The sequence below is a fragment of the Propioniciclava coleopterorum genome (assembly GCF_011393335.1).
Taxonomy (GTDB): domain Bacteria; phylum Actinomycetota; class Actinomycetes; order Propionibacteriales; family Propionibacteriaceae; genus Propioniciclava; species Propioniciclava coleopterorum.
This window is the reverse complement of record NZ_CP049865.1, coordinates 903235-917338: the sequence shown is the minus strand read 5'-3', so window position 1 is coordinate 917338 and position 14104 is coordinate 903235. Positions and strand designations below refer to the sequence as shown.

The following is a 14104-nucleotide window of genomic DNA, read 5'->3' as shown; positions in this document are numbered from 1 at the left end:
GGACCTCGAGCGAATGGGGCCCTGGTCGAGCCGGGTTAGAGCGGGGTGTCGGTCGCGGCCAGGTCGGCGAAGGTGTCGGCGAGGGCGCGCTGCATGGTGAGGGCGGTGCCGTTGGCCCACCTGCGCCACGTCACGTCCAGCCCGGCGAGACCGGCGGCCGCGGCCGCCTGCGCGCGGGCCAGGGGGACGCCGCGGCGGGTCAGCGCGTCGGCGAGGGAGTCCTCGCGGCTGACGCGGCGGGCTGTCAGCCGGCCGCGCAGCGACGGGGTGCTGTGGATCATCCGGAGGCGGGCGCGGTCGGCGTCCGAGCTCTCATCGACGCCCTCCAGCGTGCGCTGGAACGTGCGCAGCAGCAGCCCCCAGGCGGACTCGCCCGCGACGGGGTCGAGGGTGTCGAGGACGGCGCCGAAGTCGACGCCGACGCCGTCCATGGCCGCGATGACGGCGTCCTCCTTGGAGCCGAAGTAGCGGAAGAACGTCGCGCGGGAGATGCCGACCTCGCGGGCGGCCTCCTCGACGGTGACCGCGTCGAAGCCGCGCGCGGCGAACAGGTCGCTGAGCGCCTGCGCGATCTCGGTGCGGACCGCCTCGCGGGCGCGTTCCCGAACGTCCCTGGCCATGCCCCGATCGTATCGCGGACGAGACTGGCGCGCTGGAATGATACGAACTATCTTAGATGAGATGGAGTCTCACGACTCGCCGCTCGATCGAAGGAAGTCCATTGGTAGCGCTCAGCCAGGAACCGCAGTCCGTTCTCGAGAGGACCGGACGGCCCGCCCGTCCGAACCTCGTGATCGCCGTCCTGGCGCTGGCGGGCGTCACCGCCTCCTTCATGCAGACGATTCTCATCCCGATCCAGGGCGAACTGCCGCACCTGCTGGGGGCGTCCCGCGAGGACGCGGCGTGGGTCATCACGATCACCCTGCTCGTCTCGGCGATCTGCACCCCCATCTCGGGCAAGCTCGGCGACATGTACGGCAAGCGCCGGGTGGCGCTCGTGCTGCTCGGCCTCCTGGTCGCCGGCTCGACGGTCGCGGCGCTGTCGCCGAGCGTGGTGCCGCTCATCGTCGGACGCGGGCTACAGGGCCTCGGCATGGGCGTCATCCCGCTCGGCATCTCGATCCTGCGCGACACCCTGCCCGAGGAACGCCTCGGCGGTGCGACGGCCCTGGTCAGCGCCACGTTGGGCGTCGGCGGTGCGCTCGGCCTGCCGCTGAGCGCCTTCGTGACGGAGCGCGCCGACTGGCACATGCTGTTCTGGGCGGCCGCAGCGATGGGGGCGACGGTCCTCGTGCTCGTGGCGACGTGCGTCCCGGAGAGTGACGTGCGGACCGGCGGGCGCATCGACGTCGTCGGCGTCGTCGGGCTCGCCATCGGGCTGGCGTGCCTCCTGCTGGCGATCTCCCGCGGCGGCGACTGGGGCTGGACGTCCCCGCTGACGCTCGGGTTGCTCCTCGGCGGTGCGGCCGTCCTGTTGGTGTGGGGCTTCCTCGAACTGCGGATCCACGATCCTCTGGTCGACCTGCGGGTCAGCGCGCGCGGGCCGGTCCTCATGACGAACCTCGCCTCGGTCGCGATGGGGTTCGCCCTGTTCTCGTCCTCGGTCGCGTTCCCGCAGTTGCTCGAACTGCCCGAGGTGGCCGGCGGGCTGGGGCTGCCGCTGCTGCAGGCGTCCATGATGCTGATGCCCTCGGGCATCGCCATGCTGGTCATGTCGCCCGTCGCCGGACGCCTGGAGACGGTCTTCGGCCCCAAGCCCCTGCTGATCGCCGGCTCGAGCATCATCGCGATCGGCTACACCGCGGCGGTGCTGCTCGACCTGCACGCGTGGCACATTCTGGTGATCAACGTGCTCATCGGCGTGGGGATCGGGCTGGGGTACGCCGCGATGCCGAACCTCATCATGGGTGCGGTGCCTGCCTCGGAGACCGGCGCCGCCAACGGCCTCAACACCCTGATGCGCGCGCTGGGCACCGCCTCGGCGTCCGCGGTGATCGCGGCGGTGCTGACCGCCTCGTCCGTGCGCGTCGGGGACGCGGTGGCGCCGAGCCCGGGTGGGTTCCAGATGGCGTTCATCTTCGGCTTCATCGCCGCCGTGGTCTGCACGGTGCTCGCGGTGTTCATCCCTGCGCCGCGGCCGGACGACTCGGAGTTGCCCGCCCACTGACCGCGCTGTGGTTGGCCGAGCGGACGCTCCGGCCGCGTGGGCCGTCAAGGCCGCCGAAGCCTCGATGCTGGCCGTCGTGGTCGCGGAAGCCGCCGGGGCTGGCCGTCGAGGTTCGGGTTCCATGCCCATGCGGTCGGTGCGCCGACGCGGCTCGTGCGGCCGTACCCCACGCTGCCTGCCGGCGTGGTGTCGATGACGGCTGACATGTCCTGAAGCGGCCGGGGGTGGTGCCGCCGTGTCGCTGACGCGGGGTGCCGTGCTCGGAGGTGGCTGGGTGCCGCGTGCTGCCGAGGGGATCGGTGGTGGGGCTGTCGACCGATGCATCGCTCGTTCCTGGTGAACGCGTGAGCGGCATTCGCCGTGGGCACGCCTTCCACGAAGGGGCACCCACCGGCCACGTCGTCTTCTCGATGTTCGGCGTTCAGCGGACACGCCCAGAACGGAGCGGCTGTAGCGGCGGATTAATCGTCAGTAACACCCAATCCACGGACTCGAACGCGACGGATCCTCCCCGGCGTGGGATCGCTGGGGCCTCCGGCACCGGCCGCAGTGGATCGCGACCCGCTGGTCCTGGCACATCAGGTGGTCGAAGTGCCCCGGGCGCCGACGTCGCGCTGCCTGAGTGCCACGAGGCCCGCATCCTGCTCGTGATGCGCGGCGACGTGACCGTGGCCTCCGGCGCGGGGGTCCTCCAGCGTGTGGGGGTGGGGACTCCGCGGTGCCCAGGTGCGGTCCGACGCATCCGGGTGGTTGACGTGCTGGTCGGTGGGCCTCGGAGGTGTGTTGGTCTGGTCCGGTGCATCGGGGTGGTCAGCATCCTCGTGTTGGTGGTGGGGAGTACGCCGCGACCCGGTTCGGCGCCACCCCGCCCCGACAGACGCAGCGCGCAGAGCCTTCCGCGAGGCGCGCGTGGTCGCCGACCGGATCGCTGTCTAGCGCGGCGTGGAACGAGTTCACGATCGCCCTGGTCATGAGGTGAACAGCCCGGGGCGCCGCGCGCCGGTGCGATCTCACCTTGTTTTCGTCGGCGGAGCCAACCAGCATCAAGAATTGTCAGTGGGCCCTTCTAGAGTCTTTTCATGGAGACGTTGATCCGGACGCGGAGTGAGGCATTCCTGACGAATGTCCTCGCTGGTCTGGACGGCCTGGAGCCCGATGGTTTGGATCGGGTGCTGCTCACCGATGCTGAGCGGGTCGGGTTGGCCGAGCAGGCGCTCGCCGCCGCCGGCCGCCTGCAAGCACTGGCAGGGGTGTTGGTGGCTGAGGCGGATCGAGTCGCGGCCCCGCAGGCGGTGGTCGGGGTGGGCACGTTGTCGTGGCTGCACGACGCCCAGCGGATGACGCGACGCGAAGCCGGCCGGCTGTTGGCCTCAGCCCAGGAACTGTCGAGCCGGCCCGTGCTGCGGGAAGCGACCCTCACCGGGGCGGCCACACCCTTGCAGGCCCGCGCGGTCACCCGCGTCCTAGCCCAACTGCCCGAGGATCTGCCCGACCAGAAGGTGCGGGACGCTGAGGCGATGATGGTGGGGTTCTGCGCCCAGTTCGACTCCCACGAACTCAGCCGGCTGGCCCGGCATCTCCTCGAAGTCATCGCCCCCGAAACCGCCGACGAAACGCTGGAACGCCGCCTGGAGCGGGAAGCCCGGCACGCCCACGCGGTGCGGCACCTGACCTTCACCCCCGATGGGATGGGATCGGTCCTCATCAAAGGTTCGCTGCCGACGGTGGAGGCGGAGTTGTTGCGGGCGCAGGTCGAGGCGATCGCGCACTTGCACCACCGCCGTGCCCTGGACTGCGCCGACCCGCTCGCCGAGAAGGCCACCCCCACCCAGCGCCGGGCTGATGCCCTGATCGAGCTCGCCCGCGCCGCCGCGGTGCACCAGGACGCCCCCAACCACGGCGGGGATCGGCCGCGGATCATGGTCCTCATCAACCACGACCGGCTGGTCGACGACTGCCGGAAGGCGCAGCTGCTCGATTCAGGTGCGGACCTCACCCCCACGCAGGTGCGGGTGCTGGCCTGCGACGCCGGCATCCTCCCGGTGGTGATGAACGGTGCAGGCGAGGTGCTGGACGTGGGACGGGCGAACCGGCTGGTCACCCCCGCGATCCGTGCCGCGCTCGTCGCCAGGGATCGTGGCTGCGTGTTCCCCGGCTGCGACCGGACCGCCGCCGTGTGCGACGCTCACCACGTCACTCCCTGGCAACGCGGCGGACCGACCTCGCTTCCGAATCTGGTGCTCCTGTGCCGGCATCACCACAACACGGTCGAACCCGACCACCGGCATCCCGACACACGCTGGCAGATCCGACTCGACGATGGCGTGCCGGTGGTGATTCCACCGGTCAGGGTCGACCCGCAGCAGCGTCCCCGCCGCAACCACCGCCACCGGCGCGAGCATCCGGCCGGTGAGGGTACGAGTTCCGGCTGATGGACGCGGCGGCGTCGCTCACCGTCCAGAAGTCGGTCGGGGCACAGGCGCAGCCGGTCACCCGAACCCGCTCCGGTCGGCCGCGGGTGAGGGGATAACGCGGGTCGTCGCGGGGCACTGGTCCGCCGTGCGCTGGAACCGAGCGCAAGAGGCCAAGCGAGCGGGGCCATCGTGGGGTGCCAACGTCCGCCAGGATGCCGAGTCAACAGCGCGCTCGCCTTCGGCGGCTGGGTCGATCGTCCTGCCGGCCCCGGTCTGGAAGCCGATGCCGCGGCCTGCCGCGCGAGTCCCGGGCCGTTCGCGAGCGCGCCCGTGTCCGGGTCTGACGCCGAAGTCCATGGGGGCGTGGCCGTAGGGGACTCCAACCAGAGGTTCCACGCCTCGCGTCCAGACATGATGGTGCGGTAGCGCCGAGGTGGTGGCTCGCAGTGTGGAGCAGCCGGCGTTGGCGCCCAGGGCGTCGGTACGGTCCCGCCGCGTCCCGTGGCGGCCCCGATCCCGCCCCGCGCATACGGCGGTGTCGCGGCCGGGGCGATCGGGTTGCTGGTATCGGGACGGACGCCGCTAGCAGATACTCCGGCACGAGGTGGGCCCCTGTAGGGCGGAGGGCCCGCCGGGGCGGGCTGGTTGAGCAGGGCGGAAGGCCCGCGAGGGCGGGCTGGTTGACGGGAGGGCTGGTCTGACAGGTGACAGCGAGTGGCTGTGGCCTGTTGACACTGCGAGGGCTGGTTCTTGACGTGGGGTGGCTGTTCGGCGGTGGCTGTGGCCTGGTCGACATCGCGGGGCCGGTTGGCAAGGGTGGCTGGTCGCCGGGGCGGCGCGCGCAGGCCGCCCGCCGGGCCGCCGAGGAGGAGTCGGACGCGGCGCCGGCTGTCGGGCCGGTTGCCCTTCTCGGAGCCGGATCGCATTGCGGAGGCCGGTTGGCATGGGGTGTGGGCGGAGTGTTGATAGGGGGCGCCTGCCGGATGCTCGAGGCGGCGCTGTGCACCGAGCGAGAGGCGACCAACGAGCGGACGCGCGCGCTGCCGCCCTCGGGGCCGTCGAGGGGGAACTGGACGCGGCGCCGGCTGAGGGGCCGGTTGGCACCGCAGGGGCCCGTTGGAATTGCGGCGACTGGTTGACATTGCCGGCCCGGTTGATGTCGTCGGCCGGTTGACATTTTCGGCCGCTGGTTGACATTGCCGGGCTGGTTGACACTGCGGGCCCGGTTGATGTTGCCGGACGGTTGACATTTCGAGGCTGGTTGACATTACCGACCCGGTTGACATTACCGACCCGGTTGACATTGCCGGACGGTTGACACTTTCGGAAGCCGGTTGACATCTGCGGAGGCCGGTTGACATGTGCGGGGGCCGGTTGACATGTGCGGAGGCCGGTTGACATCTGTGGAGGCCGGTTGACGTCTGCGGGGGCCAGTTGACATTTACGGAGGCCGGTTGACATCTGCGGAAGCCGGTTGACATCTGCGGAAGCCGGTTGACATGTGCGGCGGCCGGTTGACATTGCGGGGGCTGGTTGACATTGCGGCTGGTTGACAGGGACGGCCGGTCGACTGGTGACTGCGGGCTGGTTGACCAGGGTGGCTGCGGGCTGGTTGACAGAGGGCGCCGGTTGACGAGGCTGGTCGCCTGGCGGGGCAAACTGACGGGCGAGAACGAGCAGTCGTCGGGACGGGCGCGGCCCCGCACTCCTACCCGGGGAGCAAGCGCTGAGTCAGTTCGTCCGGGCCCACGAGTCGTCCGGGCCCACGAGCGACGGGGCGTCGGGCATGGGTGCAAGCCGCTGATCCCGTTCACGGGGGCGTTCAAGCGAGGGGGCGGCGACCGGATGTCACCGATCCAGCCGCATGCGGGCCCAACTCCGGCACGTGAGTGCCGCCGCGGCCGCGGACAGGGCGAGCGTGAGCCCCAGCTGTGGCGCTCCGACCGTGCCCCCGGTCATGGCCCAGATGGCCGGGGTCGCGACCGGGAACCAGGGCCCCGCGCCGGCCAGCGTCCCCACCTGGGCGATCACGACCATCCCAACGGCGGAGGCCACGCCCCCGAGCAGCGACCGGGACGCCGACGCGACCCACGCGACCGGCACCGCAACCAGACCCGTGAGCAACCCGAGCGCCACCTGCCGTGCCAGCCCGAACCAGGCGTCCCGCAACGGAAACCCGTAGCCGAGCACCCATCCCAGGGCGAGCACGCCGGCCGACGCGGCGAGGCTCACCGCCGCGACCCAACCGAGGTAGACGACCAGCTTCGCCCCTGCGATGCGGCCGCGGGGCAGCGGCAACGCGAACAACCCGGAGACGGTGCCCTCGGCGAACTCGCGGGCGAACATCCAGGCGAGCACGACGCCGAACCCCAGCAGGCCGCCGGCGGCGGTGACCTGGGCCGATGAGGCGAGCAACCCGGACCAGTCCGCTGTGGCCCCGCGTCCGGCCTTCGCGATCATCTCGGCGTTGCCCGACGCCACCGCCGCCGCGATCCCCGCCAGGAGGGCCAGCAGTCCTCCGACGAACACCAGCGACGCGAGCGGTCCGACGCGGGAGCGCCCCAGCTTGAGCGCCTCGGCGGCCAACGCGGCCCTCATCGCACCCGCTCCTCGTCGTCGGCGCGCACCATGGCGAAGAACGCTCGCTCCAACTCGGCGCCGTGCGGATCCAGGGCCCCGACGAGGCGTCCGGCGTTCATCACCAGCACCCGATCGGCGACGCGGGCCACCTCGTCGAGGTGGTGGCTGCTGACCAGGACGCCGGCACCCGCGTCCGCCCGGCGACGCAGTTCGTCGCGCAGGATGATGACGCCCGCGGGGTCCAGGGCGTTGCCGGGTTCGTCGAGCACCACCAGGTCCGGGTCGTGCGCCAAGGCCGCCGCGAGCCCCACCCGCTGCCGGTTCCCCAGCGACAGGTGCCGGAGCCTGCGGCCGGCCGACTCGCGCAGCCGCCACCTCCCCAGGCACTGGTCGAGCCGCGCAGCCGACCGCCCGTGCAGGGACAGGGCCATCCGAAGGTTCTCCCGCACCGTGAGCTCGGGGTAGGCGAGCGGGGTGTCGACGAGGTACCCCACCCGACCCCAGATCGCGGCGGGCAGGCCCGCGACCGGCGTCCCGAGGACGCTGACCCGTCCGGCCGTGGGTCGGACCATGCCGAACGCGAGCCGCAGCAGGGTGGTCTTGCCGGTGCCGTTGAGCCCCACGAGCGCGACCACCTCGCCGCGCCCGACCGTCAGGTCGATCGCGCTGACGGCCGCCGCGCCCCGGTAGCCGCCGCTGACGCCCGCAAGAGTCAGGGCGCTCATCGGCCCGCCAAGGCGTCCAGCGCCTCGCTCAGGTGGTCGGACAGGTCGCGCTCCTCGGGGTCCCAGGCGAGCAGGGCCGCGCTCAACCCCGCGATCGCGGCCGCCGCCGCGACGGCCGCGGCGACCGGGGTGGCCCCACGCGCGATCAAGGCCTCCGCGAGCGCGTCGGTGGTGGCGGACGCGTTGCGTTCCAACGCGCCGCGCAGCCCCGGCGTCCCCCGGACGATCGCCAGCACCGCGCCCAGGGCGGCCAGGTCGGCCTCCGGGAGCCGCGACCACGCCTGGCCGATGCCGGCGACGAGCGCCGCCATGGGGGCCTCGCCCGGCGGCCGGGTGCGGACGGCCTCGGCCAGCAGCGGGTCGTACGGGTCGGAGAGCAGCAGCGCCTCCTTGGTCGGGAAGTGCCGGAACAGCGTCATCTCGGTGACGCCTGCCCGGCGTGCCACCTGCGCGGTCGTGGTGGCGTCGTACCCCAACGTCCCGAACAACTCCAGGGCCGCCTCCCTGAGCGCGGCATGCGTGGTGTCCCACCTGCTCATGCATAAATGTTAGTTACTAACAAACAGGGTGTCGAGCCCGAGGCTAGGGGCGTCAGCCTTCCTCGGCGACGAGCATGGCCGCCGGCATCAGGCTCGGCAGCACGTCGGCGAACGTCAGGACGCCGACCTCGCGGCCGTCCTCGGTCACCACGGCCAACTGCGTCCTCGCCTGCCGGATGGTGGCGACGGCGGCGGCCAGCCCCGTGTCGGCGGCGACGGTGACCGGGGGACGGGCCAGCGAGAGCGCGGGGGCCGAGGGATCGGGCGCCTGCAGGGTGTCGCGGACGTGCACGACGCCGACGGTCCGTTCGCCGTCCCGCACCAGGACGCGACGGTGGCGGGAGGCCATCGCCTCCGCCCTGGCGTCCGCCACCGTGGCCTGCACCCCGACCGCGGACAGCGGCCGGCCGGTGGGCATCACTTCCCGGACCTTCGTGTCGCGCAGCGTCAGCACCTGCTCCAGGGAGCCGCTGAACCGCGCGTCGAGCGCCCCGACGTTGGCCGAGTGCTCCACCAGATGACGCAGGCCGACGGCGTCCTGCCCGGTGGCGAGTTCGTCCACCGGCTCGGCGCCCGCGCGCCGGACGAGCCAGTTCGCCGCGGTGTTCATCGCGATCAGCACGGGCCGGGTGAGCCACATGTAGGCCCGCAGCGGCAGCGCCAGCACGAGGGACGACTCCTCCGGGTGGGCGATCGCCCACGACTTGGGCGCCATCTCGCCGATGACCAGGTGCAGGAACGTCACCACGATCAGGGCGAGCACGAACGCCACCACGTCCGCCGCCGCCGTGGGCAGGCCGGCCTCGAGCAGCGGCATCAGGGCGTGATGCACGGCGGGCTTGGTGATGGCCCCGAGCGCGAGCGTGCAGACGGTGATGCCGAGCTGGGCGCCCGCGAGCACGAGCGTGAGCTCGGCCGAGTTCTTCAGCGCGGCCCGCCCCGCGGGGGTGTCGGCCCGCCGCTCGAGGCGGTGCCGCTTGGCCGCCATGAGGGCGAACTCGGCCGCGACGAAGAAGGCGCTCAGGGCGATCAGGGCCACCGTCCACGCGGTGACGGCCCAGGGGCTCATGGCCAGGGGGGTGATCATCGCTCCGCCGTCCTCTCGTGGCCCCCGGAGGACGTCCCGTCCTCGGACGCGACCGCGATGCGGACGCGGGAGGGGACGTGCCGTTCGATCGCTTCCACGGTGAACGTGACCAGCGTCACGGGGGCGTCCGCGTCCAGCGTCTGCTGCCCCAGCGACGGCTCGAGGCGGACGGTGATCGCATCGCCGACCGCCGGCAGGTCGCCCTGCTCGTGGATCAGCAGGCCGGACAACGTCTCGTAGTCGCCCTCCGGCAGGCGAAGCCCGAGGAGCCGCTCGACGTCGTCGACCGGGGTGTCGCCGCCGACCAGATGGATGTCGTCGTCCGGGTCGGGGTCCAGGTCGTGCTCGTCGACCAGATCGCCGACGATCTCCTCGATCAGGTCCTCGACGGTCAGGATGCCGGCGAAGCCGCCGAACTCGTCCACGATGCAGGCCAGCTCCTGGCCGGCCTCGCGCAGAGCGGACTGGGCGTCCGGCAGCGACATGACGGTCGGCAGGAACAGCGCCTCGCGCGCCAGGGTGGCGACAGGTGCCTCGTCGTCGGCGGGTCGGCCGAGGACGTCCATGAGGTGCACGACGCCGACGACCTCGTAGTCCGCCCCGATGACCGGGTAGCGGGTGTGGCCGGCCGCCATCTCGGCGCGCACCTGCCCGATCGTGGCGGTGTCGCGCACCGTGTCGACCCGGACGCGGGGCACCATCGCGTGCTCGACGCCGCGACGGGGGAAGTCGATGATCCGGTCGATGACCAGCCCGAGCTCGTCGGGCAGCGTGCCGGCCGCCCGGGAGTCCGCGACGACCCGCTCCAGGTCGGTGGCGCTGACCGCCGACTCGACGTCGTGCACCGGTTCGATGCGCAGCAGCCGCAGCAACAGCTCGGCGGCCTTGTCGAACACCCAGATCACGGGGCCCAGCACCGCGAGGTAGACGCGCGTGGAGGGGGCCAGCGCGTCCGCGACCGGCCCCGAGCGGGCGAGCGCGTAGTTCTTGGGGAAGAGCTCGCCGAACAGCATCTGCACCAGCGTCGAGAAGGCCAGCGCCACGAAGCCGCCGATCCCGACGGCGACCGCCGTGAGCGCCCCGCCCGACAGCATCGAGCCCAGCGCCTGGCCGATCAGCGGCTCGGCCACGTAGCCGACCAGAAGGCCGGTCACGGTGATGCCGAGCTGGGCGCCGGACAGCATGAAGGACGTGCGGCGCGTGACCGTCAGCGTCGTCTCGGCCCGCTTGTCCCCGGACGCGGCGCGACCCGCGAGCCGGGAGCGGTCGACGGAGACGAACGCGAACTCCTGGGCGACGAAATAGGCGGTGGCGGCGGTGATCGCGAGGACCACCACGACGCCGAGCAGCAGGGAGACGACCGGGTTCACCGGACCACCTCACCGGGGGAGCTGGGTCTATGACTCTCCGCGTCGGTGCTTGTCATGGGCTTCATTATGGCAGTGCCGCCCAACAGCGGACCGGCTCGTCCCGCATCACAGAAGTGAGCTGAGCAGCCGCAGCGCCACCCCGCGAACCGTCACCACCGGCACCCCGGACGCCTCAGCGGCAGCCCGCCGCGCGTCCTCGCCGAAGCCCATGCAGTCCAGCACCACCAGATCGACGCGGTCAGCCACCTTGGCGGACGCCGCCGCGATGGTCTCCAGCGAGTCGGTGTAGGGGGACGCCGCCGCCATCGCGGCCGGGAACCGCCCCAGGGACCGGCCCCAGTGCGCGTACCCGGCGTCCAGCTGCTCGGGCAGCGGCCGGACGACGCCCAGACGGCCGGCGCCCAGGCCGCTCAGGAGCCCCCGGACGCCGTCGTGGGACAGTCGCTCGCTCAGGAACAGCGGCTTGTCGTGGACCACCCCGGGGAAGTCGCCGGCGCAGAGCAGCACGGTGGCGTCCGCCCCGGCGTCCTCGCCGCTCCGGATCGCGCGCTGCACGAGCGGCACGGTGTGGCCGTGCCCGAAGACCGCGGAGCCCCCGTCGCGCAGGCGCGAGGTGAGGTGGCCCTCGCGGGCCCGGGGTGCGATGGCCGCGATCCCGGCCTCGTCGAGGTGGTCCAGCGCGCCGAACTCGATGATCTCCACCCCGGTCGGCAGGTAGCCGTCCAGTTCGGCGGTGATGTCGACGCGGGGGCTCTGCCCGATCGTGACCAGCGACAGCTTCATGGTTCCCCTTCAAGAGCTTCCTGGCGGCGGCGGGTGCCGGCGCCGTGGTCGGTGTGGCGTCAGCCGCGCAGCAGCCGCAGCAGCCGGTCGAGCAGGTTGCGGCCGTCCACGCGGATGCCGTCGTGCTGGTACTCGTTGGTGATGAGGGGCCGCAGCCCGCGGATCCCCGCGGCGGTCTGCAGCGAGAGTTGCCGCGGCACGAACATGTCGTCTTGGTAGACCGCCGCGGCGACCGGCACCGTGTTCTCCGCCAGCGTGGCCGGGTCGTACAGGCGCCCGAAGTCCTCCTTGGCGGCGAGCGCCTCCGCGGCGTCCTTGAGCGGAACCAGGGCCGGGTCCTCGTCGAACTGCCAGGGGTAGATGTGCTCGCCGGTGAGCAGCGGCGCGGACGCCGACGCGTCGAACGCCGGCAGCCGGTCCCGGACGCGCTGCGCCGCCCAGCGTGTGGCCCCGTGTGAGGCGGACCCCTGGGCGTAGATGGTCTCGTGCAGCACCGCGTACAGCGGGTTGCCGGCGAACGACACGACCCCGCCCACCTCGGCCAGGAACCGGTCGCGCAGCCGGCGCTCGCCCCGGACGCTCACGAACGGGTCCTCCAGCAGGTAGGGCATCGCCGCGAAGCCGGACGCCGCCCCGAGCTTGATCCCGATCTGCAGGAAGCGCCGCGCGCTGAGCCGCTCCCCGGTGGGGAGGAGTTCCTCGGTGTCGCCCAGGTGCCGGGCCACGTCGGCGATGGTGCCGGGCAGCCACGGGAACGCGCGCCCGAGGTCGGCGTTGCGGCGCGCGGTCTGCGCGTAGGTGAGCGCGTACACGTCGTCGGCGGGCCCGGTCAGCGCGGGCAGGCCCGCGGTGATCACGACCTCGCGCAGCGACCCCGGGTGGCGCGACAGGTAGGCGGTGGCGATGAAGCCGCCGAACGACTGCCCCAGGACGCTCCACTTCTCCTCGCCCAGCGACACGCGCAGCGCCTCGGCGTCCTCGACGATCGCGTCGGCGCGGAAGTGGCTGAGGTAGGAGGCGGGCTCGGCCATCCCCGCCAGGGTCTGCCGGTCGGCCGGGGTGGAGCGGCCGGTGCCGCGCTGGTCGAGCAGGACGACGCGGTACTCCTCCAGCGCCCGGTCGAGCCAGCCGCCGACCGAGTCCGGCCGGTTGGCCCGGTTGCCCGGGCCGCCCTGGAACCAGATCAGCCGGGGCCGGCTCTCCCCGCCGCGCCGGACGAACTCGCGGGCGAACACCTCGATCGTGCCCGGCGTGGTGCCGGTGTGGTCGAGCGGAACGGTCACGACGTGCTCGTGGACCTCGTGGCCGTCCACCCGGAAGGTCTCGGTGCTCACCGCGGATTCTCCTCTCAGTAGCCGCCGACGCCGAGTCGGCGGCAGATCTCGACGAGCTCGGGGTGGACGTACTTGCCGTTCTCCTCGATGGCCACCCCGTCGACGTAGATGGACGGCCGGACGTTCGACCCGTCGGTGTGCGCCGGGGCGACCCACGGCTCGCCGCCGATCCAGGCGCCCTTGGTGCCGATGCCGAACTCGACGCAGCCGAACACGCGCTCGTCCTCGACGATACGGCCCGTCGAGCGGGTCACGCCCGGGTTGTAGCCCAGCGACCAGTGCGCGATCCGGAACATGTTCGGGTCGTCCTGGGACTCCATCCAGGCGCGGAAGACGGCGGCGTCGCGGCCCTCGCCGGTGATCGACGTCACGACGCCGTTCTCGACCGTCAGCGTGATCGGGTTCGCGATCAGGCCGTTCTCGTCCGGCGGCCAGGCGGCGCCGTCGAACACGATCGTGCCGTTCTGCGTCTCCTCGAGCGGGTTCCAGGAGATCTGGCCGGCGAGCATGACCGACATGCCCGGCTTGTCGGCGGGGATGCCGCGCACGTGGATGGGGCGGTCGCCGGTGCGCCCGGTGATGTCCATGCCGTTCTCCGAGGTGATCCGGATCTCCTCGCCGGCGCTCATCAGCTCGACCAGCTTGTCGCCCAGTTCCCGGACGCCGGCGTAGTCGACCTTGGCGACGGTGTCGACGAGCATCTGGACGTCCAGGCCGGTCAGGCACGTGTAGCGGGTGCCCCGCTCCATCGCCGCCCGGAACGCGTTCGAATGCATGATGTAGCCGAGCTGGAGTTCGATCCACACGTCCGCGCCGAGCGCGGCGCCCGCGACCGGGGCGGGCGGCTCGACGGCCGACTGCCAGCGCGTCTCGTAGCGCACGATGACGGGATGCGCGCCGACGGCCCGGGCCGCGCCGCCGAGCAGTTCGGCCACGCGCATGTCGGAGGACGTGTCGGTGGTGATCAGCACGTTCTCGCCCGGCTGCACGCACATGATCTCCTCGATCAACTTGCGGGCGCCGACGAACGCCTCGAAGGCGAGGTACTCGTTGCGCGACTCGACGCGGTTGGTGACTTCCATTTCGGTTGCCTTTCTTCGTTGCG

11 protein-coding genes are annotated in these 14104 nt (G+C 72.3%); 2 read left to right on the top strand and 9 right to left on the bottom strand.

Annotated elements, in window-relative coordinates; genetic code table 11:
- Window positions 1-35 precede the first annotated feature (35 nt).
- Entirely contained in the window at window positions 36-620 is a 585-nt protein-coding gene (locus G7070_RS04420; protein ID WP_166232266.1) for a TetR/AcrR family transcriptional regulator, read from the bottom strand.
- A gap of 170 nt (window positions 621-790) precedes the next feature.
- Here G7070_RS04420 and G7070_RS04415 point away from each other — a divergent pair, with 170 nt between their 5' ends.
- Together G7070_RS04415 and G7070_RS04410 are read left to right on the top strand one after the other, a co-directional pair.
- Window positions 791-2167 (top strand): MFS transporter, encoded by a 1377-nt coding sequence (locus G7070_RS04415; RefSeq protein ID WP_246227318.1) that lies wholly within the window; start codon window positions 791-793, stop codon window positions 2165-2167.
- A 1199-nt stretch (window positions 2168-3366) separates the two neighbouring features.
- Window positions 3367-4599 (top strand): HNH endonuclease signature motif containing protein, encoded by a 1233-nt coding sequence (locus G7070_RS04410; protein ID WP_166232262.1) that lies wholly within the window; start codon window positions 3367-3369, stop codon window positions 4597-4599.
- Window positions 4600-6429: 1830 nt separating this feature from the next.
- On the opposite strand, the gene G7070_RS04405 is transcribed toward G7070_RS04410, so the two are convergent.
- From G7070_RS04405 to G7070_RS04370, 8 genes are all read right to left on the bottom strand, one after another.
- Window positions 6430-7179, bottom strand: a complete 750-nt coding sequence (locus tag G7070_RS04405; RefSeq protein ID WP_166232260.1) for an ABC transporter permease — start codon at window positions 7177-7179, stop codon at window positions 6430-6432.
- A complete protein-coding gene (locus G7070_RS04400) occupies window positions 7176-7886 on the bottom strand; it encodes an ABC transporter ATP-binding protein (RefSeq protein ID WP_166232258.1) in 711 nt (236 codons plus the stop codon). The genes G7070_RS04405 and G7070_RS04400 overlap by 4 nt, the downstream gene beginning before the upstream one ends.
- Complete coding sequence (locus G7070_RS04395) at window positions 7883-8425, bottom strand: TetR/AcrR family transcriptional regulator (protein ID WP_166232256.1); 543 nt, start codon at window positions 8423-8425, stop codon at window positions 7883-7885. The genes G7070_RS04400 and G7070_RS04395 overlap by 4 nt, the downstream gene beginning before the upstream one ends.
- A 52-nt stretch (window positions 8426-8477) precedes the next feature.
- Window positions 8478-9512, bottom strand: coding sequence for a hemolysin family protein (locus G7070_RS04390; protein ID WP_246227316.1), 1035 nt, complete (start codon window positions 9510-9512; stop codon window positions 8478-8480).
- Window positions 9509-10882, bottom strand: a complete 1374-nt coding sequence (locus G7070_RS04385) for a hemolysin family protein (protein WP_166232254.1) — start codon at window positions 10880-10882, stop codon at window positions 9509-9511. The genes G7070_RS04390 and G7070_RS04385 overlap by 4 nt, the downstream gene beginning before the upstream one ends.
- Before the next feature lie 105 nt (window positions 10883-10987).
- On the bottom strand, window positions 10988-11665 hold the full coding sequence (locus G7070_RS04380) for an AroM family protein (protein WP_166232252.1): 678 nt from the start codon (window positions 11663-11665) through the stop codon (window positions 10988-10990).
- Window positions 11666-11724: 59 nt separating this feature from the next.
- The gene (locus G7070_RS04375; RefSeq protein WP_206079947.1) at window positions 11725-12999 is read right to left on the bottom strand and encodes an alpha/beta fold hydrolase; all 1275 of its coding nucleotides are present in this window, start codon (window positions 12997-12999) and stop codon (window positions 11725-11727) included.
- 14 nt (window positions 13000-13013) lie between these two features.
- Window positions 13014-14081 (bottom strand): aminopeptidase, encoded by a 1068-nt coding sequence (locus G7070_RS04370; protein WP_166232251.1) that lies wholly within the window; start codon window positions 14079-14081, stop codon window positions 13014-13016.
- Between the last annotated feature and the right edge of the window lie 23 nt (window positions 14082-14104).

Bases quoted from the DNA above. Each gene is read 5' to 3' on its own strand.
- G7070_RS04420 (WP_166232266.1), bottom strand. From the start codon at position 620: ATGGCCAGGGACGTTCGGGAACGCGCCCGCGAGGCGGTCCGCACCGAG.
- G7070_RS04405 (WP_166232260.1), bottom strand. From the start codon at position 7,179: ATGAGGGCCGCGTTGGCCGCCGAGGCGCTCAAGCTGGGGCGCTCCCGC.
- G7070_RS04400 (WP_166232258.1), bottom strand. From the start codon at position 7,886: ATGAGCGCCCTGACTCTTGCGGGCGTCAGCGGCGGCTACCGGGGCGCG.
- G7070_RS04395 (WP_166232256.1), bottom strand. From the start codon at position 8,425: ATGAGCAGGTGGGACACCACGCATGCCGCGCTCAGGGAGGCGGCCCTG.
- G7070_RS04390 (WP_246227316.1), bottom strand. From the start codon at position 9,512: ATGATCACCCCCCTGGCCATGAGCCCCTGGGCCGTCACCGCGTGGACG.
- G7070_RS04380 (WP_166232252.1), bottom strand. From the start codon at position 11,665: ATGAAGCTGTCGCTGGTCACGATCGGGCAGAGCCCCCGCGTCGACATC.
- G7070_RS04370 (WP_166232251.1), bottom strand. From the start codon at position 14,081: ATGGAAGTCACCAACCGCGTCGAGTCGCGCAACGAGTACCTCGCCTTC.